The 22,577-nt window shown below is 70.6% G+C and carries 23 protein-coding genes; 9 read left to right on the top strand and 14 right to left on the bottom strand.

Annotation, left to right across the window (positions count from 1 at the left end; genetic code table 11):
• Positions 1-154 precede the first annotated feature (154 nt).
• The 3 genes from KF823_06480 (at position 155) to KF823_06470 (ending at position 1,770) form a co-directional block, all read left to right on the top strand.
• Positions 155-760 carry a methyltransferase domain-containing protein gene (locus tag KF823_06480; GenBank protein MBX3725548.1) on the top strand — a complete coding sequence of 202 codons (606 nt, stop codon included), beginning with the start codon at positions 155-157 and terminating at the stop codon, positions 758-760.
• 325 nt (positions 761-1,085) lie between these two features.
• Positions 1,086-1,295, top strand: coding sequence for a cold-shock protein (locus KF823_06475; GenBank protein MBX3725547.1), 210 nt, complete (start codon positions 1,086-1,088; stop codon positions 1,293-1,295).
• A gap of 214 nt (positions 1,296-1,509) precedes the next feature.
• Complete coding sequence (locus KF823_06470; protein MBX3725546.1) at positions 1,510-1,770, top strand: RNA-binding protein; 261 nt, start codon at positions 1,510-1,512, stop codon at positions 1,768-1,770.
• 111 nt (positions 1,771-1,881) lie between these two features.
• Here the strand turns inward: KF823_06470 and KF823_06465 are convergent, their stop codons facing one another.
• A complete protein-coding gene (locus tag KF823_06465; GenBank protein ID MBX3725545.1) occupies positions 1,882-2,403 on the bottom strand; it encodes a 3-hydroxyanthranilate 3,4-dioxygenase in 522 nt (173 codons plus the stop codon).
• Between the two features lie 188 nt (positions 2,404-2,591).
• Between KF823_06465 and KF823_06460 the strand changes: the two genes are divergently transcribed.
• Positions 2,592-4,217 (top strand): cation:proton antiporter, encoded by a 1,626-nt coding sequence (locus tag KF823_06460; protein MBX3725544.1) that lies wholly within the window; start codon positions 2,592-2,594, stop codon positions 4,215-4,217.
• A 381-nt stretch (positions 4,218-4,598) separates the two neighbouring features.
• Here KF823_06460 and KF823_06455 read toward each other — a convergent pair whose 3' ends face one another.
• The 9 genes from KF823_06455 to asnS all read right to left on the bottom strand — a co-directional run bounded on the left by KF823_06455 (position 4,599) and on the right by asnS (position 14,047).
• Entirely contained in the window at positions 4,599-5,027 is a 429-nt protein-coding gene (locus tag KF823_06455) for a RidA family protein (GenBank protein ID MBX3725543.1), read from the bottom strand.
• 78 nt (positions 5,028-5,105) lie between these two features.
• Positions 5,106-5,759, bottom strand: a complete 654-nt coding sequence (locus KF823_06450) for a hypothetical protein (GenBank protein MBX3725542.1) — start codon at positions 5,757-5,759, stop codon at positions 5,106-5,108.
• A complete protein-coding gene (locus KF823_06445) occupies positions 5,759-7,210 on the bottom strand; it encodes an aldehyde dehydrogenase (GenBank protein ID MBX3725541.1) in 1,452 nt (483 codons plus the stop codon). Before KF823_06445 ends, KF823_06450 begins: the two co-directional genes overlap by 1 nt.
• A gap of 105 nt (positions 7,211-7,315) precedes the next feature.
• The gene (locus tag KF823_06440) at positions 7,316-10,177 is read right to left on the bottom strand and encodes a serine/threonine protein kinase (GenBank protein ID MBX3725540.1); all 2,862 of its coding nucleotides are present in this window, start codon (positions 10,175-10,177) and stop codon (positions 7,316-7,318) included.
• A gap of 65 nt (positions 10,178-10,242) precedes the next feature.
• Positions 10,243-10,818, bottom strand: a complete 576-nt coding sequence (locus KF823_06435; GenBank protein ID MBX3725539.1) for a hypothetical protein — start codon at positions 10,816-10,818, stop codon at positions 10,243-10,245.
• 52 nt (positions 10,819-10,870) lie between these two features.
• Positions 10,871-11,659 carry an SDR family oxidoreductase gene (locus tag KF823_06430; GenBank protein MBX3725538.1) on the bottom strand — a complete coding sequence of 263 codons (789 nt, stop codon included), beginning with the start codon at positions 11,657-11,659 and terminating at the stop codon, positions 10,871-10,873.
• A gap of 31 nt (positions 11,660-11,690) precedes the next feature.
• A complete protein-coding gene (locus tag KF823_06425; protein ID MBX3725537.1) occupies positions 11,691-11,984 on the bottom strand; it encodes a hypothetical protein in 294 nt (97 codons plus the stop codon).
• A complete protein-coding gene (locus tag KF823_06420; GenBank protein MBX3725536.1) occupies positions 11,977-12,615 on the bottom strand; it encodes an FMN-binding negative transcriptional regulator in 639 nt (212 codons plus the stop codon). The genes KF823_06425 and KF823_06420 overlap by 8 nt, the downstream gene beginning before the upstream one ends.
• A 31-nt stretch (positions 12,616-12,646) precedes the next feature.
• Positions 12,647-14,047: an asparagine--tRNA ligase gene (gene asnS / locus KF823_06415; protein ID MBX3725535.1), complete on the bottom strand. Its 1,401-nt coding sequence runs from the start codon at positions 14,045-14,047 to the stop codon at positions 12,647-12,649.
• Positions 14,048-14,236: 189 nt separating this feature from the next.
• On the opposite strand from asnS, the gene KF823_06410 reads away from it, so the two are divergent.
• On the top strand, positions 14,237-14,599 hold the full coding sequence (locus tag KF823_06410; protein MBX3725534.1) for an iron-sulfur cluster assembly accessory protein: 363 nt from the start codon (positions 14,237-14,239) through the stop codon (positions 14,597-14,599).
• Positions 14,600-15,338: 739 nt separating this feature from the next.
• Positions 15,339-17,408 (top strand): tetratricopeptide repeat protein, encoded by a 2,070-nt coding sequence (locus tag KF823_06405; protein ID MBX3725533.1) that lies wholly within the window; start codon positions 15,339-15,341, stop codon positions 17,406-17,408.
• Positions 17,409-17,677: 269 nt separating this feature from the next.
• On the opposite strand, the gene KF823_06400 is transcribed toward KF823_06405, so the two are convergent.
• Positions 17,678-18,127 carry a hypothetical protein gene (locus KF823_06400; GenBank protein ID MBX3725532.1) on the bottom strand — a complete coding sequence of 150 codons (450 nt, stop codon included), beginning with the start codon at positions 18,125-18,127 and terminating at the stop codon, positions 17,678-17,680.
• Between the two features lie 426 nt (positions 18,128-18,553).
• Here KF823_06400 and rpsF point away from each other — a divergent pair, with 426 nt between their 5' ends.
• The 3 genes from rpsF to rplI all read left to right on the top strand — a co-directional run bounded on the left by rpsF (position 18,554) and on the right by rplI (position 19,792).
• Complete coding sequence (gene rpsF / locus KF823_06395) at positions 18,554-19,003, top strand: 30S ribosomal protein S6 (protein MBX3725531.1); 450 nt, start codon at positions 18,554-18,556, stop codon at positions 19,001-19,003.
• Between the two features lie 11 nt (positions 19,004-19,014).
• A complete protein-coding gene (rpsR, locus tag KF823_06390; GenBank protein ID MBX3725530.1) occupies positions 19,015-19,239 on the top strand; it encodes a 30S ribosomal protein S18 in 225 nt (74 codons plus the stop codon).
• Positions 19,240-19,342: 103 nt separating this feature from the next.
• Complete coding sequence (gene rplI, locus KF823_06385) at positions 19,343-19,792, top strand: 50S ribosomal protein L9 (protein MBX3725529.1); 450 nt, start codon at positions 19,343-19,345, stop codon at positions 19,790-19,792.
• Between the two features lie 121 nt (positions 19,793-19,913).
• Here the strand turns inward: rplI and KF823_06380 are convergent, their stop codons facing one another.
• The 3 genes from KF823_06380 to KF823_06370 are packed head-to-tail and all read right to left on the bottom strand — an operon-like array spanning position 19,914 to position 22,557.
• Entirely contained in the window at positions 19,914-20,633 is a 720-nt protein-coding gene (locus tag KF823_06380) for a class I SAM-dependent methyltransferase (protein MBX3725528.1), read from the bottom strand.
• Positions 20,630-21,451 (bottom strand): ATP-binding cassette domain-containing protein, encoded by an 822-nt coding sequence (locus KF823_06375; GenBank protein MBX3725527.1) that lies wholly within the window; start codon positions 21,449-21,451, stop codon positions 20,630-20,632. The genes KF823_06380 and KF823_06375 overlap by 4 nt, the downstream gene beginning before the upstream one ends.
• Positions 21,448-22,557, bottom strand: coding sequence for an ABC transporter permease (locus KF823_06370; GenBank protein ID MBX3725526.1), 1,110 nt, complete (start codon positions 22,555-22,557; stop codon positions 21,448-21,450). Before KF823_06370 ends, KF823_06375 begins: the two co-directional genes overlap by 4 nt.
• Between the last annotated feature and the right edge of the window lie 20 nt (positions 22,558-22,577).

The raw sequence follows: 22,577 nt of genomic DNA, 5'->3' as shown, positions 1-22,577 counted from the left end.
CCCCGGACCGGGTGCCGGGGGCATCCGTTCGCTGCGACGCGGGCGCAGCCCCGCCTGTCGCCGGGCGGGGTGGGCGGGATGTCTGGCTGCCGGCAGGCTGTTAGGCTTGCCTGGCGGTATGGCGATCCGATCACCCTCGAGGAGGCAGCCAGACATGGAGCGTTCGACTACTGCCCGCGAGGGCGCGCTGCGCCGCGCCCTGGTGTTCGCGCTCAACTTCGTGAAGCACCCACGGATGGTCGGCACCTTTGCGGTCAGCTCGCCTGCGCTGGTGCGCAGACTGCTGGACTCCACCCTGTGGTCCGAGGCCCGCCGCATCGTCGAGCTGGGGCCTGGCGTCGGGACGATCACCGCTGCGATGCTCGCCAGGATGGCGCCGGCCGCCCGGCTGCTCGCGATCGAAATGAACCGCGACTTCGTCGCGGAGCTGGGTCGTCAGTTTCCGGACCCCCGACTGCATGTGGCGCACGGCAGCGCCGCCGACCTCCATCTGCACCTGCGCGAGGCCGGGTTCGACCGGGTCGACCTGGTGGTCTCCGGAATTCCGTTCAGTACCATGCCGCCGGCGATCCGCGACCGCACCCTGGATGCCGTGGCAGCAACCCTCGCTCCTGCCGGCTGCTTCCTGGTCTACCAGTACTCGGCCAAGGTCTTGCCCCACCTGGCCCGCCGATTCGCTGTGGTCGAGCGGGAGCGCGAATGGCGCAACCTGGTGCCGGTACACGTTTTCCGGTGCCGTCGGCCGCTGGCGCAGTCCTGAGCCGGGCATTCCGGCAGGGGGGGGAGGGCGGGCCCGGGCCATCCGCTGCCCGGTCGGGCGGAGGCTGGCTGGCGCGGGGGGGGGGCAGGGTGCCGGAAGCCAACCTGAACGGGCGCCCCGGACCCGGGGAAGCCAGGCAGTCGCATTGTTGCGGGCGGCGTTGTATATTGTCGCCGCTGTGATTGTCAGGGTCACGGTGAATCGTGGCCCGATGCGTCAGTTCCACTGCTCATCGCTTCGTCTCGCTCGCTCCCTGCAACCCAGCGCCCTCACCGGATCCGTCCGGTGGCGGTGATTCGTTCATTCATCTGCAAGGAGTAGCTTCATGTCCGATCGTCAGACCGGCACCGTCAAGTGGTTCAACGACGCCAAGGGTTTCGGCTTCATCACCCCGGAGAGCGGCGAAGACCTGTTCGTCCACTTCCGCGCCATCCAGGGCACCGGCTTCAAGTCGCTGCAGGAAGGCCAGAAGGTCAGCTTCGTGGTGACCCGCGGCCAGAAGGGCCTGCAGGCCGACCAGGTCCAGGTGATCTGATCCAGGTCGGGCGGGACGTCCGTTCCGCCCGCGCTCCGGGCCGGCAGCTTGCCGGCCCGGCGCATTTCAGGGGCCCAGTGCCCTTTTTCCCGCCGGACCGGCGGGTCCCGGGTCGCGCCTCCGCCTGTCCGGGCGTCGAGCGTTGACCCCCCGATCGTGCGGCGCGCCGGACGCTGGCCTGCGTCCGCTGCAGCGACTGCCCCAGGAGCTCCAGATGCTGACCCTGACCGTGCGCGGGTTGCCGCGCTCCATGAACGAGAAGTCCCTGACCGCCCTGTTCGAGCCCTATGGCAAGGTCCGCTCCCTGCGGATGGCCAAGGACCTGTTCAGTGGCGAATGCAAGGGTTTTGCCGAGCTGCAGATGGAAGGCCACGAGGCGCGCGCGGCGATCGCGGCGCTCAATGGCACCACGCAGGACAGCGCCATGATCCGCGTCGGACTGGCCAGCGAAGCCGATCGCAAGCGCCGACGCTGAGAACGGTCCGGGCGCGTCCCGGCAGGACTGATCGCCCGGGCGTGTGACGCCAGGTCGAGGCTGGGCCCGGCTGGTGGGCCCGCGGGGATTGCCCGGCCGGGTTTTCGGCGCTCAGGTGCGCGCGGAAGGCAGGGGATGCACCGTGCCGCAGGCCGGGCAGGTCCGGCGGTCTATCGAGCCGTGGAAACGCTCGAACACTGGCGGAAAATCGCGCTCGATGTCCTGGAGTGCGAAGAACTCCTCGTACAATTTGTGGTTGCACGCGGGGCAGTACCACTGCAGGCCGTCGCGTTCGTGCGGAAGCCGACGGCGCTCGATCACCAGGCCGACCGAGCCGGCCATGCGCTGCGGGGAGTGCGGGATGCCAGGGGGCAGGTAGAAGATCTCGCCGGCCCGGATCGGCACGTCCTGCGGGCCTTCCTCGTACATCAGCCGCAGCACCATCTCGCCCTCGATCTGGTGGAAGAACTCCGGACCCTCGTCGACGTGCCAGTCGCTGCGCTGGTTCGGGCCGCCGACGACCATGACGATGAAGTCGCCGTCGTAGACGCACTTGTTGCCGACCGGCGGCACCAGCAGGTGCCGGTGCGCGTCGATCCAGCGGCTGAAGTCGATCGGGGGCGGAAGTCGCATCGGCGCTCCTGAAAGCCGGGTTGCCCGGCCGTGTGCCGGACAGTCATGGTCGCATACGTGCCCCCGGGGTCGCAGCCGCGCCGGTGGCGCCGCGGCGGCATCACCTGCGCAGGACCCCGGGCGGGTCCGTCCCGGGCAGTGCCCTGCTACCCTCCGGTACCGGCCCCAAGCATCCTTACCGCCCGGATATGTTCCTGGAATTCGCCTGGATCCTCGCGTTGGCCGCCGGCATCGGCCTGGTGGCCGCCCGTCTGCGGCAGCCCTCGATCGTTGCCTTCATCACCGTCGGCATCCTGGTCGGCCCGGCGGTCCTGGGATGGGTGGGCCACAACGACGCGGTGGAGGTGCTCGCACAGCTGGGCGTCACCGTGCTGCTGTTCCTGGTCGGGCTCAAGCTCGACCCGGCGCTGGTCCGGCAGCTTGGACCGGTGGCGATGGCGACCGGCCTTGGCCAGCTCGGCTTCACCATCGCCTTCGGCTTCCTGATCGCGCTGGGCATGGGCATGGACGTGGTGACCGCGCTCTACGTCGCGGTGGCCCTGACCTTTTCCAGCACCATCATCATCATCAAGCTGCTCGGCGACAAGCGCGAGCTGGATTCGCTGCACGGCCGCATCGCGACGGGGTTCCTGATCGTCCAGGACATCGCGGTTGTGCTGGCGATGATGGTGATCGGGGCGCTGGGTGTCGGCGCCGGCGGCGAGGACGGCGCGGTCGACTGGCTGGCCTGGGCCGGCCGGCTGGTCGTCTCGATTCTCGCGGTGTTCGCGTTCATCCGGTTCGGCCTGCGCTGGATCCTGCCCTGGATGGCCGCCACGCCGGAATTGATGGTCGTGTTCTCGGTCGCCTGGGGCGTGGCGCTGGCGGCACTCGGCGAGCAGCTGGGACTGAGCAAGGAAGTCGGCGCCTTCATCGCCGGGTTCGCCCTGGCCGGCACGCCGTTCCGGGAGGCGGTCGGCGCCCGCCTGAGCGGCCTGCGCGACTTCCTGCTGCTGTTCTTCTTCGTCGAGCTGGGATCCAGGCTCAGCTTCTCGGACCTCGGCAGTCAGCTGCCCGCCGCCCTGGTGCTGTCGGTGTTCGTGCTGGTCGGCAATCCGCTGATCGTCATGGCGATCATGGGCGCCATGGGCTACCGCCGTCGGACCGGCTTTCTTGCGGGCCTGACCGTCGCCCAGATCAGTGAGTTCTCGGTGATCTTCGTGGCCATGGGCGTGGCCCTGGGCCATGTCGGAGGTCCGGCCCTCAGCCTCGTCACCCTGGTCGGACTGGTCACGATCGCGCTGTCGTCGTACATGATCATGTACTCGCACCGGTTGTTCGCCTGGTTCGGCCCCTGGCTGGGCGCCTTCGAGCGACGCGATCCCTGGCGGGAGCGCAGCGAGCCGCCGGCGGCCGAGTTGCCCGCTGTGCTGGTGTTCGGCACCGGTCGCTACGGGGCACGCCTGCTGGCGGCGATCCGTCGCGACGGTGTGCCGGCGCTTGGTGTCGATTTCGATCCGGTCGCGGTCGAGCAGGCACGCCGCCTCGGCCTGCCGGTCCGCTTCGGAGACGCCGAGGATCCGGAGTTCGCGCACACCCTGCCGCTGGGAGGCGCCCAACTGGTGGTATCGACACTCGCCGATGTCGAGAGCGTCGGCCACCTGCGCCGGGCCCTGGAGGGCGCCGGATTCCGCGGTCGCTTCGCGGCTGCCGCACGCCTTCCCGACGCCGCGGACCGGTTACGACGGCTGGGCGTGGACATCCTGCTCGATCCGTTCGAGGACGCCGCCGAGCAGGCGGCCGCGACGGTGTGCGGCGCGCTTGGGAAGGTCTGATCGATTCGGACCTTCTCCCGTGGATGGGCCGGCGCGACTCGGCCACGTGGTGCTCCAGTCACCGGGCTCGGGCATGGACACGTGCAGGGCGCGGCGAGTCCGGGCCAGGCAAGGGTGGCCGCGATCGGCCCCTGCCTCGGACCTGACCAGTGTCGTATCTCCACCAGACCCCAGCCAAGGCCATTCCCCAGCCAGGGCGGGCCTGGCTCTAGCGGTGGTCGATACACGTCCCGAATCAGGGCACCCGGAGGGAGAAGCGAGCAGATCGCGCTCCACTCCACGTTCTTCGGTCCCCGGTCCCCGGTCCCCGGGCGCTCCGGCGTCCGTTTTCGGAGCAGGGCATCCCCGGCTCGCTGCTGGCCGGGTTCGACCAGGCTCGCCTCAGCGGCGTAGCTGCGCCACGCACTTGAGTTCGATGGCGATCGGCGTCGGCAATGCGGTGATGCCCAGCGTGGTACGGCAGGGCGCCAGCGACGGATCCGGGAAGTATTCCGCCCATACCGCGTTGTAGCGCGCGAAATCGCCGGCCATGTCGGTCAGGTAGACGGTCACGTCCACCAGGTCCTCCCATGCCGCGCCACTGGCCTCCAGCACCGCGCGCACGTTGGCGAATACGGCGCGCGTCTGTGCCTCGATGTCGTGGCCGACCAGGCGTCCCTGCGCGTCGTGGCGGTTGCCGGGGATGGCATTGCTGCCCGGTTGCCGGGGACCGATGCCGGACAGCAGCAGCAGGTCGCCGACTCGTCGGGCATGCGGATAGGCGCCGACCGGCGAAGGCGCGCGCCCGGCGTGGATCACTTCATCGTTCAAGGCGGTCCGCTCCTGGCGGTGGCCCGGGCCGGGTACCGGTCCGGTGGGGTGGCCGCCGCCGGTGGGGGCGGATGCCGGTCAGTCGCACAGCAGGGCGCCGTCGTTGCCCAGCAGCACGGCCTCGGTGACGATCGCCTCGATCACCGGCTGCGACCAGTACTCGAACACCGTTCCGCCGGCGATCACCGGGCAGCTCGAGGTGTAGTCGCCGGTCGCAGCGCCGGGCGTGCGGATGAACAGGCGCAGCTTCACCGGCTCGCCGCCGGCGTTGGAGACCTGCAGTGAGACGCTCGGGTCGCCCGCGGCCTGGTTGAGACGGAAACTGAGCACCGGGGTGCGTGACGACTCGCGGCGCCGAGGTTCGCGCCAGCCCAGGAACTGGCTGCCGTCGAACTCGGCGACGGCCTCCAGCTCCTCGCCCAGCAGAACGCTCAGGCTGTCGCGGGCGATCGCCGGGCGATACAGCGGACGGCTCTCCTCCTGGACCCGGCCGTCCTCGAGTCGCACCGAGACCGCGATTCCGCGCCGGCAGGGTGCCTGTTGGCAATAGCGTTCAAGCTCCGGCAGGGCGGTCGGGACCTGGCCCTGGGCAACCGTCTGGCCGGGTAACCAGGCGCTGGCGGCGAGGGCCAGCGACAGGACAGTCGCGCGGCGGCGTTCGGGGGCGCCGACCTGGCGGCGGACAGGCGGCGGGGTCGGCAGGGCCGGTGTTGTTGCCTGCTGGGCATTCATCAGCGTGGTTCTCCCCAGTGGACACAGACGTTGCGGACGTCGGTGAAGAATCGCATGGCCTCAAGGCCGCCCTCGCGGCCGATGCCGGAATCGCCATTGCCGCCGAACGGCGTGCGCAGGTCGCGCTGCAGCCAGGTGTTTATCCACACCAGGCCGCAGCGCAGGCGCTCCGCCATGCCGTGTGCCCGGGCCAGGTCGCGGGTCCACACGGAACAGGCCAGGCCATAGCGGGTGCCATTCGCGATCGCCAGCGCCTCCGCCTCGTCGGCGAACGGCAGCAGTGTGGCGACCGGCCCGAAGACCTCCTCCTGGTTGGTCGCGCAGGCTGGGCCCAGGCCCTCGATCACGGTCGGCGCGATGAACCAGCCGTTCGCGCAGCGCCCGGCTGGCCGTACCGGCGATCCGCCGGCCAGGATCGTGCCGCCCTCGGCGACGGCGCGCCCGATGCAGGAAAGAATCTTGGAGAAGTGCGCCTGCGAGACCACAGCGCCAAGGTCGCTGTCGGGGGCCAGCGGGTCGCCGGTGCGCAAGGCTGCGACCCGTGCCAGGAACGCTTCGCGGAAGCGCGGATACAGCGATCGCTGGACCAGGATGCGCGAGCCGCACAGGCAGATCTGCCCCTGGTTGCTGAAAGCCGCGCGCACTGCGCCGTCGACTGCAGCGTCGAAGTCGGCATCGTCGAAGATGATGGTGGGGTTCTTGCCGCCCAGCTCCAAGGACACCTTGCGGAAGCGCGGCGCGGCAGAGGCGGCGATGCCGGCCCCGACCCGGGTGCTGCCGGTGAAGCTGATGGCGCGGACGCCCTCGTGGCCGACCAGATGGGCGCCGGTCGCGTCGCCGCGTCCCTGGACGATGTTGAGCACGCCCGGTGGCCAGCCCAGCGCTCGGGTCAGCTCGCCCAGCATGAAGGCGGTCAGGGGCGTGACCTCGGAAGGCTTGCCGACCACCGTGTTGCCTGCCGCAAGGGCCGGCGCGACCTTCCAGGTGAACAGGTACAGCGGCAGGTTCCAGGGCGAGATCGCCGCGACTGCGCCCAGCGGCTGGCGCAACGTGTAGTTCAGGCCGGCTTGGCCGTGATGGCTCTCGCTGGCGAACTGTTCGCCCGCGGAGGCGAAGAAACGCAGGTTGGCGATCGCGCGGGGAATGTCCAGGCGCCGGGCCAGCGCCAGTGGTTTGCCGGTATCCAGCGACTCCGCCTGTGCGAACGCGTCCAGCCGGGCTTCGATGGCGTCGGCCAGGGACCGCAGCAGGGCGCCACGCTGGTCTGGCGCCAGTGCCGCCCATGAAGGAAACGCCGCCTGGGCGGCGGCGACGGCGGCATCGACCTGGCCGGGGTCGGCCTGGGCCAGGCGCGCGTGCACCGCACCGGTGGCCGGATCATGCACCTCCAGCCACTCGGCGGACGCGGCCACGCGTTCGCCGCCGATCAGGTGCCCGATCGTGTCTGTCATGCCCCTAGGGTACCGGCACTGGCCCCGGGCTGGGCCACCGCCGAGCGATTGACACACACGTGACCGGGCGGCCGCGTCGTGCACCCCGGTCGCCGGGGGGGTGGGTTACCGGCAGCCGGCGGCGGCGGCCCGGGTCTCGGCGATGCCCTGCGCCGATTCGGCGAGTTCGCGCCAGAACATCGTCGCCGCGGCCAGGTCCTCGCGTCCGGCTTCCGGGTCGCCCAGCGCGCAACGCAGACCGCCGCGTTCCGCGCGCAGGCGCGCCATGGCCGGTGAGGCCGTCATCTCGCGCCCCTGCAGGCGCGCGATCGCGACGTCCAGGCCAGCCAGGGCAAGCCCGGGCTGACCCGTGGCAGCCTGCTGGCGCGCCCGGAGCAGCGCCAGTTCGCCGTGCGCCGGATGCAGAGGATCGGCCTCGATCCCGGTGGCTGCGGCGGCGATCAGGGAGGCGGCCCGATCCGGGTCGCCGCGGTCCAGGGCCAGGCCAGCGCCCAGCAGGCGGGCCGAGTCCAGGCGTGTCGAGTCGGCGGACGTCAGGCGCTCGAAAAGCGCCTCGAACTGCTCGGGCAGCCCAGGGGCCCTCGGCCCTTCCTGCATCCGCAGCCGCAGCTCGAGCAGGTCCAGGGCATCGGAAAGGGTCGCCGGCAGCGCATCGGGAAGCTCACCCCGGTGACGGTCCCAGGCTGCCCGGGCCCGGTCCGGTCGCTGCAGCGCCAGCCAGCTGGCGACGATGCGATGCAACCAGAACGGCGTCAGCGGATTGCGTGGAACGGCAGCGGCGCCGATCAGGAACGCCTGTTCGGTGAGCTCGGCCGCGCGACGGGCGTTGCCGGCGTCGTCGTGGGCCTGGGCAAGCCAGTCAAGGGCGCGTGCATACCGGAAGTTTTCCGGTCCGTAGATCGCCAGTGCCTGTTCCAGGGTGGCTTCCAGAAGGGGAATCGCCTCGCTGCTGCGGCCGGCCGCGGCAAGGGCGTCGCCGAGCGCGCCGCCGGCCATCACCTGTTGCGGATGGGGTCGCTCGCCGTGCAGAGCCCGGGCCGCCTGCCAGGCGCGTCTTGCGGACGCCAGCGCCTCCTCGCGCTCACCCATGGCCTCATGGAAGTACTTGAGCTCGATCAGGGCGCCCACGCAGGCCTGATCGGGCGGATAGCGATCGCCGCAGGCTGAGGCCGCGGCCGCCTGCTGCGCCGCCAGCGCGCTCTCCGGTCGGCCGGACAGCCGCAGCGCCGTGGCCCTTGCCAGCAGCAGGCGCGAACGCAGGCCACCGACACCCGGCAGGTTCTCGATGCCAGGCAGCGCCTCTTCGACCAGGGCCAGGGTTTCATCGATGCGGCTGGCGCCGATCAGGGCATGCGCGTACTCGGCCTTGATCTCGGCCGCCACCTCGGCGGGCACGCCGTTGGCGTCCAGCAGGCCCATCGCCTGCGCCAGGTGCCGATGGGCCTGCTCCATCTCGCCCAGCCCACGGTAGCTGCTGCCGATCACGCCATGCAGTTCCGCGGCCAGCGCCGGCTGGTCCGCCAGCTCGCTGCCGATCCGGTGCGCGGCACGGTCCAGAAGTTGCCGAACGGTCGGGGTCTGCCCCGGATTGACGAAAGGATTGGCAGCGGTCAAGGCCTCCACCAGAAACTGCTTGACCGCCTCGGCGCGCGCCGAGGCGGCCATGGTGCGATGGGCCTCGGCGGCCAGTCGGCCTGCCTGCCAGAGCATTCCCGATACGCCGACTGCGATGGCCAGGGTCGCGGCGCCGGCAAGGGCCACAGGCAGACGATGACGTGCCACGAACTTGCCCAGCCGGTAGCGCCAGCCGGCATCGACCACGGCGACCGGTTCGCCACGCAGGAAGCGGTGCAGGTCGGCGGCCAGCGCCTGCACGGTGGGGTAACGGCGTTCGGGTTCCGGGGCAAGCGCCACAGAGACGATCCGCTCGAGGTCGCCGCGCACCTGTCGTCGGTAGCCGGCCAGCGAGGTTGCGCGCGCGGTCAGGCGTGCCGCCGGTGTCCCGGCAAGGTCGGTGTCGGCACTGATCGCGCTGGCGAGCCGGGTCGGGACGCCGCCGGTGACCTGGGCACGCGCGCGGCCGAGGTCGCGCCGGTCGATCCGGTGCGGCAGGGTGCCGGTCAGCAACTCGTACAGAAGAACGCCAAGCGCATAGACGTCCGCTGCGACGCCGACCGGGGCGCCGGCCAACTGCTCCGGGGCCGCGTACTCGGGGGTCAGCAGGGCGGCTGCGGCCTGCGTCGGTTGAGCGCGCTGCCCGGCGTCGCCGTCGCTGCTGTCCAGGAGCCGGGCGATGCCGAAATCGAGCAATCGGACCTGGCCGGCCTGGTCGACCAGGATGTTGGCCGGCTTGAGGTCGCGGTGCACCACCAGCCGTTCGTGCGCATGCTGCACGGCCGCGCAGGCCTGCAGCAACAAGGCGATGCGCCGGTGCAGGTCGAGCCGGTGGCGGTCGCACCAGGCGGTGATGGCTTCGCCGCGGATGAATTCCATGGCGAACCACGGACGTCCGTCCGGACACAGGCCGCCATCGATCAGGCGCGCCAGGTTGACGTGGGACAGGCTCGCCAGGATGCGCCGCTCGCGCCGGAACCGGGCCAGGATGTCATCGGTGTCCAGGCCCCGCCGGACCACCTTGATGGCGGCCTCCTGGGCGAAGTCGCCATCGCTGCGGCTGGCACGGTAGACCGTGCCCATGCCGCCCCGGCCGACCTGCTCGTGGACCTGGAACGGCCCAAGGCGGCTGCCGGACAGTGGGTCGGGGGGATCGTCGAACCCGGCCGCGATCGACACCGGTGCGTCTAGGCCAGGCGCGCTGCCGGCATCGGCGGCCAGCAGGGCCCGGACCTGCGCGCGCAGCCCGGCATCGTCGGGGCATCGCCGTGCCAGCTCGGCGTCGCGCTGGGCTGCGGGAAGTTCGAGCAGCTCGCGAAGCAGGGCCAGGGCGAGGTTGTTGCCGGGCCTCATGGCGGGGGTCCTGCCGGGGTCCGGTCGCCGCCGGCGCGGCGGCCTGCATCGGTCATGGGTTCACCTCAGCAGTCGTCCGCCGCCCCGAGCCGGAGGCTCAGGAAGGCCCGCGCCGCGCGCCAGTCCCGATACACCGTGCGCTCGCTGAGTCCACGCAGTTCGGCGATATCGGAAAACTCCAGCCCGGCGAGCAGGCGCAGCTCGACCAGGTCGGCCAGTTCCGGAGCATCGGTGGCGAGCTCGCGCAGGGCCGCGTCCAGCGCCAGCAGGTCGAGGCTGAGCCCTTCGCTCACACCCTGGTCGGTGAGGGTGACACGCTGGCCGTCGCCGCCGCGGCGCTGCGCGCCGCGTTCCCGCAGGTGGTCGATCAGCACCTGCCGCATGACCTGTGCGACCAGCCTGAAGAAGTGGGCGCGGTCGGTGAGCGCCAGCGGCTTGCCGATCAGCTTGAGGTAGGCCTCGTGCACGAGCTGCGTGGTGCACAGCGTGGATCGCGGAATATCGCCGAGCTGGTGCCGGGCGCGACGGCGCAGCTCCTCGTAGACGATGCCGAACAGGCGGTCGCGCGCGCCGGCGTCGCCGGCATTGGCGGCGCCGACCAGGGTGGCGAGATCGCCGGACGGGTGGGCATCGTCGGTCATGGGTGAAGATCCTGCCTTCGCCGAAGTCGGGGCGCGGTCAAGGTCGAGCCGCTCAGATCGAACGCATGCGGCCACCATCGACCGCCAGCGCCACCCCGTTGACATAGGCGCCCGCCGGGCTGCACAGGAAGGCGACCGCGGCGGCAATCTCGGCGGCCTCGGCAAAGCGGCCGGCCGGCACCGTGGCCAGCATGCCGGCCTCGACCTCGGCCTCGCTGCGGCCGCTTCGGACCGCACCGGCCGCGATCAGCCCTGCCAGCCGGCTGGTACGCGTGAAGCCGGGCAGCACGCTGTTGACGGTGATGCCGTGCGGGGCCAGCTCGGTGCTGAGCGTCTTGGCCCAACTCGCCACCGCACCGCGCACGGTGTTCGACACCCCAAGGCCGGAGATCGGCTCGCGCACCGAGGTCGAGACGATGTTCACGAGCCGGCCGAAGGCGGCCTCGCGCATGCCGGGCAGCACCGCCTGCAGCAGGACCTGGCCGGCCAGCAGGTGACGCCGGAAGGCCGCCTCGAACGCGCTCGGTGCGGCCTCGTGCAGCGGTCCGCCAGGTGGGCCGGCGCTGTTGTTGACCAGGATATGCACCCGGCTGCCGGCCGCCAGCGCCTGAACCGCGCTGGACAGCGCCGGGGTATCGTCCATGTCGGCGGCAAGCAGGCCATGATGCTGGGCGCCGTGCGTGCGCGGCAGCGCCGCCACGACCTCGGCCAGCACCCCGGCGCGGCGCGCAAGCACGGTGACGTCGGCGCCGAGCAGGGCGAGTTCATGGGCGGTCGCGCGACCGATGCCTTCGGAGGCCCCGCAGACCAGGGCATGGCGGCCGGTCAGGTCGAGTTGCATGTCATTTCTCCGGCTTCGGGTGTGGGACGGCTCAGGACCGGGCCAGTAGCCACCAGGCGGCGAACAGGACCAGTCCCGCGAGCAGCAGGACCAGCATGATGCGGGCCGGCAGCGCGAGCCGGCGCAGGTTGGCGTCGTGGTGGCGGCGATAGCGTCCTGCAAGGATCCAGACCAGCCCGGCGCGCGACAGCGAGGAGCCCTCGACCTCGTCGGCCAGGCCGCGGTCCATCAGGTGGCGCACCGTCAGCGGACCGAAGATCGCATAGCCGGTGCCGCCGATGGTGGCGAAGGCGATGCCGAACAGCAGCAGCAACAGCTCAGCCATGCGCCGCGTCCCGGGCGGCCAGCGCCGACGCCATCATCGCGGCGATCTCGACCGAACCGGGATCGTCGCGATCATGCAGGCCGGCGATGGCGCCTTCGACGCTGGTGCGATCGTGGTGCTGGTTGAGCTTGTGCTTGATCTCGATGGACTCAGCTTCCAGTTCGAAGCCGACGATGCCGGCGAGTTCGCGCACCGTGTCCGGCGCTGCTTCGGGGAACCGCCAGGCGCTGCCGAGGGCCGCCTCGTACTTCGCCGCCAGCGCCGCCACCAGTGCGGTCAGGGCCGCCTGGTCGTGCACTGTGCTTGCCAAACCGCGGACATGGGCTACGGCGTAGTTCCAGGTCGGCACGCTGCCGGCGGGATCGGCGTACCAGGTCGGCGAGACGTAGGCGTGGGCGCCATGCACGATCAGCAGGACCTGTTGGCCCTCGATGTTTCGCCACTGCCGGTTGGCCCGGGCCCAGTGTCCGGAAAACCGCACCCGGCCGCCCTCGCGCCGGTACAGCACCGGCAGGTGGCTGGCGAACGGCGCGCCGTCGACGACGCTCACCAGGGTGGCGAAGGCGTCGCGTTCGACCAGCGCGTCGAGGGCGGCGAGGTCGTCGACCCTGAAGCGTGCTGGCAGGTGCATGCGCTGCGGATCCTCCGTGGGGCGGGTGCGCTCAGAACTCGGCGACGCCGGGCGCGCGCGGGTAGGGGATGGCGTCGCGGATGTTGGCCAGCCCGCAGACGTAGACTACGAGGCGCTCGAAACCCAGGCCGAAGCCGGCGTGCGGCACCGTGCCGTAGCGCCGCAGGTCGCGGTACCACTGGTAGTGGGCGGGGTCCAGCCCGAACTGCGCCATCCGCCGGTCGAGCACGTCCAGGCGCTCCTCGCGCTGGCTGCCACCGATGATCTCGCCGATGCCGGGCGCCAGCACGTCCATCGCCGCGACCGTGCGGCCATCGTCGTTCAGGCGCATGTAGAAGGCCTTGATGTGCTCGGGGTAGTTCATCACCACCACCGGCCGCCCGACGTGCTCCTCGCTGAGATAGCGCTCGTGCTCGGTCTGCAGGTCGGCGCCCCAGCCGACCGGGAACTCGAACTTCCGGGGGGCCTTCTCCAGGATCTCGATCGCCTCGCTGTAATCGATGCGCGCGAACGGCGCGGCGAGGAAGGCTTCAAGCCGGCTGATCGCGGTCTTCTCCAGCTTGTCGGCGAAGAACGCCATGTCGTCGCCGCGCTCGTCGAGCACGGCCTTGAAGATGTACTTGAGAAAGTCCTCGGCGAGGTCGGCGTCGTCGTTGAGGTCGGCGAAGGCGATCTCCGGCTCGATCATCCAGAACTCGGCCAGGTGCCGGGTGGTGTTGGAGTTCTCGGCGCGGAAGGTGGGCCCGAAGGTGTAGACCTTGCCCAGCGCCAGGCAGTAGCCCTCGACGGCGAGCTGGCCGGAGACGGTCAGGAAGGTCTCTCGGCCGAAGAAGTCCTGGCGGAAGTCGACGGCGCCGCGCTCGTCGCGGGGCAGGTTGGCGAGGTCGAGAGTCGACACCCGGAACATCTGGCCGGCGCCCTCGGCGTCCGAGGTGGTGATGATCGGCGTGTTGACCCAGTAGAAGCCGCGCTCGTGGAAGAAGCGGTGCACCGCCTGGGCCATGCAGTGGCGGACCCGGGTGACCGCCCCGAAGGTGTTGGTGCGCGGCCGCAGGTGGGCGACCTCGCGCAGGAACTCCATGCTGTGCGGCTTGGGCTGGATCGGGTAGGTCTCCGGATCGTCGACCCAGCCGAGCACCTCGATGGCGTCGGCCTGCACCTCGAAGGCCTGGCCCTTGCCCTGGGAGGGCACCAGGGTGCCGTGCGCGACGATCGCGCAACCGGCGGTGAGGTGCCTCACCTCGCCTTCGTAGTTGGCCAGGGTCGCCGGCGCGACCACCTGGATCGGTTCGAAGCAGGAGCCGTCGTGCAGGTTCACGAACGACAGGCCGGCCTTGGAGTCGCGCCGGGTGCGTACCCAGCCGCGCACGGTGACCGGGGAGCCGGCTTCGATCCGACCGGCCAATGCGTCCCGAATGGCGACATGGTTCATGCGGGGTTCCTGCGGGTTCCGGGGTGTCGGGTGGCCGCGCATGATAGCCCGTAAGGGCCGCCGCGGCCGCGGCAGGGGGCGGTGCCCGATGCCCGGCGAACCGCACTCGACCGGGATTTCCATCCGTGGCGCCGGCAGGGCTGCGGTGCCGGGGCCGTGCCCCAGCCGGCAGCGGCTACAATGGCGGCCATGAGCATCACTCTCACCGACAGCGCCGCCGAGCGCGTGCGCACCTACCTGCAAGAGCAGCCCGACCGCATCGGCCTGCGCTTCGGCGTTCGCCGGACCGGATGTTCGGGTTGGGCCTACAGCGTAGACCTGGCCCAGGAGCGCCGCCCCGATGACGCCGAGTACGAGGATCATGGCGTGCGCATCCTGGTCGACCCGGCCAGCCTTCCCCTGGTCGACGGCACGTGCATCGACTTCGTTCGACGGGGCCTGAACAGCCAGTTCCTGTTCCGAAACCCCAACGTCGCCGCCGAGTGCGGCTGCGGCGAGAGCTTCACCACCGGCCCGGCGGCCGAAGCGGGTGGCAGCAGGGCCACGGGCTGAGCACCGCCGCCCTGGTCTGCCGGACGCCTCCGGGTGCTTGCCGAAGCGGTCGTCTCGCCATCCGTTGGTTGCGGATGAAAAGGTGCCCCGGGGCGCGATGCGGAACGGGTTGGGTGACCGGCGGGCGGACGATGGAACTGTCACAGGCCAGACAGGTGGTAATCCCCTGCCGGATTTCCCGGCAGAATGACAGGCTCGACGGCATGACACGACATCGCGCCGCGCCTCAGTCCCCCGGCGCAGTGTTCCCGGGACAGCCGTGGAAGGAGTCCTGGGACAGGGCGCATCCGTCGGTATGCGCGACCGGGCTGGACGCGGCTGGCCCAGGTCTCCGCGCCAGTGGCGCAGGATCGGCAGGAGCGCCAAGGCGGGGTAACCCGATGCGAGTCCATCGCCTGCCCCCGTCCGTGCCCGGCGCCCGGCGAGGGAGCCTCCCCCTGAGCGTGCCAGGGTCGCTGCACCGTATCGGATGTGCAGCGGATCCAGTCACCACGGCTCGCTCGACCAAGCAAGGACAGGGTCGGCGTCGCCACGGCACGTGGGGCCCGGACGTGTCGGCGCGCGATGCCCGATGATCGACTTCGCCCGGCGAACCGACGACCTGCGCTGCACCTGGCCTGTCCACTGCCGGTGGCCGAGCGGATGGCGTGGCTGCCCGTCGGACGAGGACCGGTCGCTGGGCGCTGCTTCGTCTGCCTCCGTCCGGACAGCCCGGATCGTCCTGCTGGTTGTGGTCGGCGTGTTCCTCGCCGCGGCGGACGCCGCAGTCGCTGACGACCTGCAGGATTGCCGCGCGCTGCGGACCTCCCGGCCGGCGCAGGCCCTGGAGAGCTGCGAGGCGGCTGCGCTGGAGCTGCAGTCAGCGGTGCACGCGGACGAGGCCTTCGAGGCCCTGATGCATGCCGCCCAGCTTGCCGCTCAGCTCGGCAGTCCTGAACGCTCGGCTCGGGCCCTGGACCAGGCCACGGCGCTGCTGCCGCGGGTACAGGACGCCCTGGCCAGCCATCGGCTGGCACGGCGTCGCGGGCTGCTCGCCTATCGTGAAGGCCGTCTGGCCGAAGCGCTCTCGCGCTTTCTGGAAGCCCAGGCCACGGCCCGCACGGCACGCGATGAGGCGGCCACGGCCGTCAGCGACAACGACCTGGGCGTGGTCTACCGCCACCTGGGCGACTACCCGTCGTCGCTGGAGCATTTCCAGGCCAGCCTCGAGGCCAAGGAACGGCTGGGCGAGCGAGAGCTGGGTTCCAGCCTCGCGAACGTCGGCAGTCTCTACCTGGAGCTCGGCGATGCCGAGCGGGCGCGGCACTACCTGGAGCGCGCCCTGGCTGCCCATCGGGAGTCCGGACGGCTCCACCTGGAGATGCAGACGATCGAGGAGATCGCGCGCGTCGCGGAGCAGCAGGGCGACGCGGTCGCCGCCCGCGAAGCCCTGAGGCAGGCCTGGGAGCGCTATGGAGAAGACGGGTTCTCGCGTGATCGGCTGCGCGTGGCCCTGCGTCTGGCAGCGCTGGAGGAACGGTCCGGATCCGCCAGCGCAGCCGCGCAATGGCTAGGACAGGCCGGTGTCCTTGCGGAGGAGTTGGGCGGCGAGGCGCCGGTTCAGGCGTTGTTGCTGCAGGCCCGGCTCGCGGCCGGCCGGCAGGAACGCGAATGGGTCTATGCCGAACTCAGCGGCCGGCTGACCGGCAACGCCATCGAGGACCCGGTATTGCTGGCCGATGCCGAGGGCATGCTGGCGGAACTGGCCGAGCGCCTGGGTCGTCCCACGCAGGCGCTGGTGCATCTGCGCGAGCAGCAGCGGCGCAGCGCGGAACTGGCGGCAGGCAGGCATGCACAGCGACTGGACGCACTCCGCGTCCGCTTCGAGGTCGCCCGGCTGGAGTCCGAACGCGACCAGCTGGAGGCGCAGGCCGCATTGCAGGCCGCCGAATTGCAGCGGCGACGGGCCATGACCCTGCTGGTCGCGCTCGCCGGGCTGGTCGCCCTTGCCGGCCTTGCCCTGTGGTCCCAGCGTCGCCTGTACCGGCATCGGCTGGAAGCGCAGCGGGCGCGCTCGGCCCTGGAACAGCGGATCGAGCAGGCGCGCCGGTCGGCGGACATGCTGCGCGCGGACCTTCGGTCCCTGGCGTGGTTGCTGGATCGGCAGCAGGCTGCAGTCCTTGTTTTCGATGCCGGCGGCCGGGTCCGCCTTGCCACCCGGGCCGCGGCGCAGCGCTTCGGCAGCGTTCCGGAGCAGATCCAGGGGCGCGCGCTGGTCGAGGTGCTGGGTCGGCAGGTGGCGGGCTGGGCCCAGTCCGTCGTCGAATCGGACTCCCTTCGCGATGCCGACGCCACGGAAGCGATGGGATTGCCGGACGCGGGCGGCATGATCCGCTGCCGTCGACTGGCCCTGGAAGAGGAGCTGGGGGTGATCTGGTTGGAGGAGTCTGCCGGCGACGCGCTGGCCTCCCTCGCGGGCGATGCGCAGGGACGGCGCGACAAGGAGGCCGAGCGCTCCCTGGGCCTGCGCGAACAGCTCGTGGCGCTGATGCAGGCCAGCCTCAACGCCTGGGAGCGCGCCACCCGCAAGTCCCGCATCGATCTTGCCGAGGCCAGCGGCGTCTGGCGCCTGACCGTCGACGATGGCCGGCTGAGGGTGCGGACCATGGACCGCTACCTGTCGCTGGAGAGCCTGCCGGAGCGGCCTCGCTGGCGGGAAGTCCTTAGGACCGCCTACTTCGTCCTGGCCGAGCACCGCATCGATGCCGCGGCGCGCCAGCGCCTCGAACAGCTCGTCGAGTCGGTGCAGGCGGCCACGCTGCGTCACTAGCAGGCTGCTGAAGAACAGCCTGCTGGCTGCGGCCCTGGAAGGCCGCTCGGCGAAGCATCTGCGTAAGCAGTTGATTCGACGGGAGCGCGTCCGGGCCCGCGCCGGACGGGCGACGTGAAGAACGACCACGACGGTCGTTTTTCAACAAGCTGCCAGGCCGGTCACGGCAGACAAGGCAGCCCTGCGTAGCGCCGCAGCGCACCCGCGCGCGCACCGGCCGTTCCGGGGCGCGGCGCTGGCGACATGACTGTGCTCCGGGACCGGAACCGCTATTGCGAGCGGTCGGGGGGGAACGGTCGCGGCGCGGCCTCGCAGCGCAGGCAGAGCCCGGAAAGCCCCTGTTCCACACGATAGAGCTGGTGGTGGGCGTCGTCGTTGTAGGTCGGGGGGTGCTCGACCAGGTGGATCACGCTGCCGATATCGCCGGGACCCAGGGGGTCGGCCTGGTGAACGGTGCACATGGAGAGGGCGGTCCGGCGACCCACATCGTAATCGTCGTCGAACTGGTCGCAGTGGCGCGGCGGGGCGCCGCCCTGGTCGGGATCCGGGCGGCATCGGTCCCGCACTTCGCGCAGAAGCTCGGGGGTGAGGTTGAAGCCGGCCACCACCACGATGCGGCCCGAGGCGCACCACTCTGGGTGGGGAAGCTCATTGTGCGCGCAGGCCGAGGCAGCCGGGAGGGCGAATGCCAGAGCCACGAGCGGGAGGAATCGACGCATGGTTTGCTTCCACGGCGGATGATGCCTGTGAGCCTATCGACGCGGCGTCATCCGGGCCAAGCGTTTTCGGGGTCAAAATGGGTCGCAATCCTCGCAAGGTATTGGTTTAATTGAGCTGTTCTCTGGTCGGCCTGGCTGCCCCGACCCTTCGCGCCGGGCGTGGACCGACGGAGCCGCCCGCGGGCCGGGGCGGGTTCGATCCCCCCCCCCGGGCGCCGCCAGCGCCGATTCCGGTTCTGCGATTTCCTGCGCTGGGCGCCGCCCCCGGGCCGCGGCAGGCGGCGCGGAACGCGGCGGGCCCGGCTTGCGTCCGCCCTCGACAGCCGCCAGAATGCTCGGCTCGCCGGGTTTCGGCGACCCTTGCCCCACCGCCCGGCGGGGGGCTGCCTCCCCCGGCGACGGGGGACATCCACAAGGAACAACCCAATGCGTCATTACGAAGTCGTGTTCCTGGTCCATCCGGACCAGAGCGAACAGGTGCCGGCCATGATCGAGCGCTACCGTGGCCTGATCGAAGGCGACGGCGGCACCATCCACCGCCTCGAGGACTGGGGCCGGCGCCAGCTGGCGTATCCGATCGAGCGGCTGGCCAAGGCCCACTACGTGCTGATGAACATCGAGTGCACGCGCCCCGTCCTGCAGGAGCTGGAAGCCGGCTTCCGCTTCAACGATGCGGTACTGCGTCACCTGATCATCAGCCGTGAGGAGCCGGTCACCGAGCAGTCCTACATCCTCAAGAACAAGGATGAGAAGCCGCGCCGGATCGAGACCGAGTACGGCTATGCCGATCCCGAGCCGAAGTCGCTGAGCCCGCGCCAGGGCGGTGACGAGGAGGCCGGCGCCGACGCCGGCGACGACAGCCAGCCCGCCGCCTGAAGGAGCCCGCCATGTCCCGTTTCTTCCGCCGCCGCAAGTTCTGCAAGTTCACCGCCGAGGGCGTCACCGAGATCGACTACAAGGATCTGGGCACCCTGCGCCAGTACGTGACCGAGAACGGCAAGATCGTTCCCAGCCGCATCACCGGCACCAAGGCGCGCTTCCAGCGGCAGCTCGCCACCGCCATCAAGCGCGCGCGCTTCCTGGCGCTGATCCCTTACACCGACAACCACTGATCCGGCGCGGCCGGTCCGGGCGAATCCCCGGCCGGCCGTCCGGCGCATGTTCGGACAGCCACGCAGTTGCGGGCCCGCCCGCTAACGGACACGGAGAACCACCATGGAACTGATTCTGCTGCAGAAGGTGACCAACCTCGGCGGCCTGGGCGACCGGGTCAAGGTGAAGCCGGGCTACGGCCGCAACTACCTGGTCCCGCAGGGCAAGGCGGTGCCGGCGACCAAGGCCAACATCGAGACCTTCGAGGCCCGTCGCGCCGACTACGAGGCCAAGGCCAACCAGCTTCTGGCCGACGCCAACACCCGTGCCGCCGCCTTCGAGGAGGCCAGCGTCACCATCAAGGCCAACGCCTCCACCGAGGGCAAGCTGTTCGGCTCGGTCGGTCCGCGCGACATCGCCGAGGCCTTCACCAGCGCCGGCAAGCCGCTGTCGAAGAGCGAGGTGATCATGCCCGAGGGTGCGATCCGCAAGGTCGGCGAGTTCGAGGTCGTGGTGCACCTGCACGCCGACGTCGAGCGGACCGTCAAGATCGAGGTCGTACCGGAAGCCTGAGGCCCGGTCTTCGACCGACGGTCCTCGCAGCATCACCGGACGGGCGCCGCCTCGCAGCGGCGCCCGTTTCGTTTGCGGGACCCGACAGCCGGCCGCATGCGGCCCGGCCCGCGCCACCGCTTCAACGTGGCGCGGGCTCGTTGACCGGGGTTTCGATCGGGAAGCTGGGCGTGCCGGTGGCCGCTTCGGACGGTTTCGGGTGCGGCCCCTTCTCGATCACCACGATGCTGTCGTAGAAGTGCATGGATCGCGCCGTCGTGGTGAACGGACCGGGCGCCAGGCTGTTGGCGTCGCGGGAGTGCCAGGCGTTCAGTTCGTCGACCAGGCGCTTGGCGAACTCCATGAACGTGAACGGGTTGCGCAGGCCGCCGCCGTATTCCCGCCAGTAGCTGGTGTGGGTGTCCTCGACCAGCAGCACGCCGTCCGCAGCCACCGCGCCGTAGAGTTCCTCGAGCGTGGTGATCTGCTGCGCCATGGTATGGCCACCATCGTCGATCAGGATGTCGATGGCACCGGCACGTCGGGCGAGCTCGCGCAGGAAGCCGCGGTCCGACTGGTCGCCGATGACGATCTCGACGCCCGGCTCGTCCAGCCCGGTCAGCCTGGGATTGATGTCGACGCCGATGATGCGGGCCTGCGGTCCCAGGTAGTCCCGCCACATCTGCAGAGAACCGCCGTGGTAGACGCCGATCTCGACCAGAGTGCAGGGCCGGCCACGGTACCGGGCGAAGTGACGGTGATAGACGTCGAAATAGTGCAGCCACTTGTTGATCAGCCTGCCCGGGTTGTTGCGGAAGTACTCCTGCAGGGGATTGGCTTCGGTGGCGGAGGTGGTAGTCATGTCTGTCGGGGCGTTTCCGTCTCGAAGGAATCGGCGGCGCGAATTGCGGCCGCACCGGCGGCACGGCCGCGCGGGCCGTGGAAGTAGTCCCTGACCCAGGGGTGTTCGAATTGCTCGACCTCGGCCAGGGGCGCGTTGACCAGGATGCGCTGCTCGGCGATCACCGCGACCCGGTCGCAGATGGTGTACAGGGTGTCCAGGTCGTGGGTGATCAGGAACACGGTCAGTCCCAGCGCATCGCGCAGGGTGCGCAGCAGGGCATCGAAGGCAGCAGCGGCGATGGGATCCAGACCCGCGGTGGGCTCGTCGAGGAAAAGGATGTCCGGGTCCAGCGCCAGGGCGCGCGCCAGGGCGGCGCGCTTGCGCATGCCACCCGACAACTGGCTGGGATACTTGTCGCCCGCGGGCTCCGGCAATCCTGCCAGGACGACCTTCAGGTCGCTAAGCAGTTCGAGCTGGAAGGGATCCAGGTCGGGGTGCCATTCGCGCAGCGGGACCTTGACGTTCTCGCCGACGGTCAGTGATGAGAACAGGGCGCCGTCCTGGAACAGTATGCCGAAGCGCCGCTCCACGGCCCGGCGGCCCGCGACGGGCAGGCTGGCCAGGTCCCTGCCGAACACCTTCACCCGGCCCCCGTCGGGCCGACGCAGCCCGACGATGCTGCGCATCAGGACCGACTTTCCGGAGCCGGAGCCGCCGACCACGCCGAGGATCTCCCCGCGACGCACGTCCAGATCCAGGCCGCGATGCACAACCTGGCTTCCGAACCGGCTGTCCAGGCCGCGCACCTCGATGACGTTTTCCGGTTCCCGGGTCACAGGCCGAGTTCCTGGAAGACCAGGGCGAACACCGCGTCCAGCAGGATCACCAGGAAGATCGACTGCACCACGCTCGACGTGGTGCGCTGGCCGACCGATTCCGCGCTGCCCTCGACCTTGAAGCCCTCCAGGCAGCCGATCAGGCCGATCACAACCGCGAAAACCGGCGCCTTGGCGATGCCGACCGCGAAGTGGCGCAGTTCGAAGGTGTCCTGGAAGCGTGCCAGGAACATCGCCGGCGTGATTTCCAGCGACAGGGCGCAGATCACCAGGCCGCCGAGGATGCCGGAGGCCATCGCCACGAAGCTGAGCAGGGGGACCACGATCAGCAGGGCGAGCAGCCGCGGCAGCACCAGAACCTCGATCGGGTCCATGCCCAGGGTTCGGATGGCGTCGATCTCCTCGCGCGCCTTCATGGCGCCGATCTGCGCGGTGAAGGCGCTTGCGGTCCGGCCGGCCAGCAGGATCGCCGCGAGCAGCACGCCGAATTCCCGCAGGAACGAGAAAGAGACCAGCTCCACCGCGAAAACGCTGGCGCCGAAGTCGCGGAGCACGACCGCGCCCAGGAAGGTGATCACGGCGCCGACCATGAAGGAAAGCAGGGCGACGATCGGCAGCGCGTCGACGCCGGTCTGCTCGATGTGGTGCACCACCGAGACGGGCCGCCAGCGGCGCGGACGGAACAGCACTGTCGGCACGGCCATCAACACCTCGCCGACGAAGCCCAGCAGGCGCCTGACCTGGGCGACCAGTTCCAGGGTCGCCGAGCCGGCGTGGGCGAAAAGGTCGGTCCAGTGCGGAGGGCGCGGATGCGCGACCGGTTGGTCCAGGGTCGCCAGGGCCGCAGCCAGCAATGCCCGTTGGGCTTCGTTGGCACCGGCCACGGCAGCCATGTCCAGGCGGTGGCGGTGCAGGACGCGCGCGATCAGCAGCGCGCCGGCGCTGTCGAGCAGGGACAGCCCGGAGAGGTCGACACCGGGGAGGGGCCGCGTGGGCGGCGTCGCCTGGTCGAGGCGCGGCTGCAGGCGCGCAAAATTGTCCAGCGTCCAGGCGCCGCGCGCTTCGAGCACGGCATCCCCGTCCGGGTCGATGCGGAAATCGGCCATGGCGCAAGCATAGCCTGCGG

The sequence above is a fragment of the Lysobacterales bacterium genome (assembly GCA_019634735.1).
Lineage (GTDB): Bacteria > Pseudomonadota > Gammaproteobacteria > Xanthomonadales > UBA2363 > Pseudofulvimonas.
This window is presented reverse-complemented; position numbering and strand designations above follow the sequence as displayed.

What these genes read in the sequence shown, in the direction of transcription:
- KF823_06445 (MBX3725541.1), bottom strand. Translation starts at nt 7,210, where the DNA reads ATGACAGACACGATCGGGCACCTGATCGGCGGCGAACGCGTGGCCGCG.
- KF823_06435 (MBX3725539.1), bottom strand. Translation starts at nt 10,818, where the DNA reads ATGACCGACGATGCCCACCCGTCCGGCGATCTCGCCACCCTGGTCGGC.
- KF823_06380 (MBX3725528.1), bottom strand. Translation starts at nt 20,633, where the DNA reads ATGACTACCACCTCCGCCACCGAAGCCAATCCCCTGCAGGAGTACTTC.
- rpsR (MBX3725530.1), top strand. Translation starts at nt 19,015, where the DNA reads ATGTCCCGTTTCTTCCGCCGCCGCAAGTTCTGCAAGTTCACCGCCGAG.
- KF823_06370 (MBX3725526.1), bottom strand. Translation starts at nt 22,557, where the DNA reads ATGGCCGATTTCCGCATCGACCCGGACGGGGATGCCGTGCTCGAAGCG.
- KF823_06470 (MBX3725546.1), top strand. Translation starts at nt 1,510, where the DNA reads ATGCTGACCCTGACCGTGCGCGGGTTGCCGCGCTCCATGAACGAGAAG.
- KF823_06440 (MBX3725540.1), bottom strand. Translation starts at nt 10,177, where the DNA reads ATGAGGCCCGGCAACAACCTCGCCCTGGCCCTGCTTCGCGAGCTGCTC.
- KF823_06460 (MBX3725544.1), top strand. Translation starts at nt 2,592, where the DNA reads ATGTTCCTGGAATTCGCCTGGATCCTCGCGTTGGCCGCCGGCATCGGC.
- rplI (MBX3725529.1), top strand. Translation starts at nt 19,343, where the DNA reads ATGGAACTGATTCTGCTGCAGAAGGTGACCAACCTCGGCGGCCTGGGC.
- KF823_06420 (MBX3725536.1), bottom strand. Translation starts at nt 12,615, where the DNA reads ATGCACCTGCCAGCACGCTTCAGGGTCGACGACCTCGCCGCCCTCGAC.
- KF823_06430 (MBX3725538.1), bottom strand. Translation starts at nt 11,659, where the DNA reads ATGCAACTCGACCTGACCGGCCGCCATGCCCTGGTCTGCGGGGCCTCC.
- KF823_06475 (MBX3725547.1), top strand. Translation starts at nt 1,086, where the DNA reads ATGTCCGATCGTCAGACCGGCACCGTCAAGTGGTTCAACGACGCCAAG.
- KF823_06480 (MBX3725548.1), top strand. Translation starts at nt 155, where the DNA reads ATGGAGCGTTCGACTACTGCCCGCGAGGGCGCGCTGCGCCGCGCCCTG.
- asnS (MBX3725535.1), bottom strand. Translation starts at nt 14,047, where the DNA reads ATGAACCATGTCGCCATTCGGGACGCATTGGCCGGTCGGATCGAAGCC.
- KF823_06450 (MBX3725542.1), bottom strand. Translation starts at nt 5,759, where the DNA reads ATGAATGCCCAGCAGGCAACAACACCGGCCCTGCCGACCCCGCCGCCT.
- KF823_06400 (MBX3725532.1), bottom strand. Translation starts at nt 18,127, where the DNA reads ATGCGTCGATTCCTCCCGCTCGTGGCTCTGGCATTCGCCCTCCCGGCT.
- KF823_06410 (MBX3725534.1), top strand. Translation starts at nt 14,237, where the DNA reads ATGAGCATCACTCTCACCGACAGCGCCGCCGAGCGCGTGCGCACCTAC.
- rpsF (MBX3725531.1), top strand. Translation starts at nt 18,554, where the DNA reads ATGCGTCATTACGAAGTCGTGTTCCTGGTCCATCCGGACCAGAGCGAA.
- KF823_06465 (MBX3725545.1), bottom strand. Translation starts at nt 2,403, where the DNA reads ATGCGACTTCCGCCCCCGATCGACTTCAGCCGCTGGATCGACGCGCAC.
- KF823_06425 (MBX3725537.1), bottom strand. Translation starts at nt 11,984, where the DNA reads ATGGCTGAGCTGTTGCTGCTGCTGTTCGGCATCGCCTTCGCCACCATC.